We start from the raw sequence: 1388 nt of genomic DNA, 5'->3' as shown, positions 1-1388 counted from the left end.
CGCTTCTGCTCGCCATTCATCGTCCGCGCATCGGCGGGAATGGCCCAAATCGTCTTCATCGGCGTCGACACGGCCAGCATGTCGCCGTTACGGTCGACGATCTTGCCGCGCGAGGCAGAAATCTCGATGTCGCGCAGATAGCGCGAATCGCCCTTTTGCTGCAAAAAGTCGTTATTGATGACCTGCAGATAGAAACCGCGCGCCACCAGTGCCAGGAAGGCCGCCATCAGCAGCAGCCCGACCGTGCGCGAACGCCAGCCCTGCAAGGCCAGTTGCAGCACCGGGCTTTCGGTAAAGCGATGACCGCGTTGCGGGCGACGGCGCACGACCATCAGCGCGCCCCCTTGGGCACAGCCGAATTCGGCGTCACCATGTGCAGGCGCTCGCGAGCGATCTTTTCGATACGCGGATGATTCGCCCAGGTCGACATCTCGAGCTGCAACTGACCATATTCGACATCAAGCTGGCGCGCCCGCTCCTGCTCCGTCTCGAGCGCCTGGAACAGCTTGCGCGCCCGGTGCTGGGAAGTCACAACCCCCAAGGCACAAAAGACGACGATCATGAGAAGGATCACATTAAAACGCAGCATTACAGTTTCTCGGCCACGCGCATCACGGCACTGCGCGCCCGCGGATTGGCGCTGATTTCCGCAGCGGACGGCTTCACGGGCTTGCCAAGCAGACGCAGCTTCGGCTTCGGCAACTGGTCAGCACGTAGCGGCAAGCCCTTGGGCAGATCATCGGCCACCGACTCGTTGCGCATGAAGTTCTTGACGATGCGGTCTTCGAGCGAGTGAAAACAGATCACGACCAGTCGGCCACCCGGCTTCAGCAAGCCGAGCGCCTGCGGCAGCGCTATCTCCAGCTGGCGGAGTTCTTGATTGATATGAATCCGTAGAGCTTGAAAGCTGCGCGTCGCCGGGTCCTGCCCTGGCTCACGGGTGCGCACGGTCTCGCGTACGAGGGCCGCGAACTGACCTGTTGTGACAATAGGTTGTTCGACCCGAGCAGCCACAACCTTCTTTGCAATCTGGAAAGCAAACCGTTCTTCGCCATAATTTCTAATGACCTCCGTGATGTCTCTTATCTCGGCCCGCGCCAGCCACTCGGCCGCCGTCTCGCCCTGCGTCGTATCCATGCGCATGTCGAGCGGCGCGTCGTAGCGAAAGCTGAAGCCGCGCTCCCCGTCGTCGATTTGCGGCGACGACACCCCCACATCAAACAAAACCCCATCAACATCACCAACACCCGCCTCGCCCACCGCCTCGGCCAGTTCGCCGAAAGCGCGGTGCACGAGCAAAAACCGGGAATCAGCGATAGCCGCACCCGCCGCAATCGCCTGCGGGTCACGGTCGACCGCCACCAGGCGGCCTTTTTCATTCAGCGCGG

The 1388-nt window shown here is 61.7% G+C and carries 2 protein-coding genes and 1 pseudogene; all 3 read right to left on the bottom strand.

Going from position 1 to position 1388, the window contains the following annotated elements; all coding sequences use genetic code 11:
- Positions 1-332 (bottom strand): annotated as a pseudogene (locus tag ADADOO_RS07385) (penicillin-binding protein 2); the annotation flags it as partial.
- Positions 332-589, bottom strand: a complete 258-nt coding sequence (gene ftsL, locus ADADOO_RS07380) for a cell division protein FtsL (protein ID WP_226497201.1) — start codon at positions 587-589, stop codon at positions 332-334. The gene ftsL and the pseudogene ADADOO_RS07385, both read right to left, overlap by 1 nt.
- Positions 589-1388 (bottom strand): 16S rRNA (cytosine(1402)-N(4))-methyltransferase RsmH (gene rsmH / locus ADADOO_RS07375; protein ID WP_511276315.1); only part of this gene is annotated, 800 nt, incomplete at its 5' end. The genes ftsL and rsmH, both read right to left, overlap by 1 nt.

It is taken from the genome of Azonexus sp., from assembly GCF_036170495.1.
GTDB lineage: Bacteria > Pseudomonadota > Gammaproteobacteria > Burkholderiales > Rhodocyclaceae > Azonexus.
Note: the sequence above shows the minus strand (reverse complement) of the source record. Positions and strands in the feature narration are given on the sequence as shown.

What these genes read in the sequence shown, in the direction of transcription:
- ftsL (WP_226497201.1), bottom strand. Translation starts at nt 589, where the DNA reads ATGCTGCGTTTTAATGTGATCCTTCTCATGATCGTCGTCTTTTGTGCC.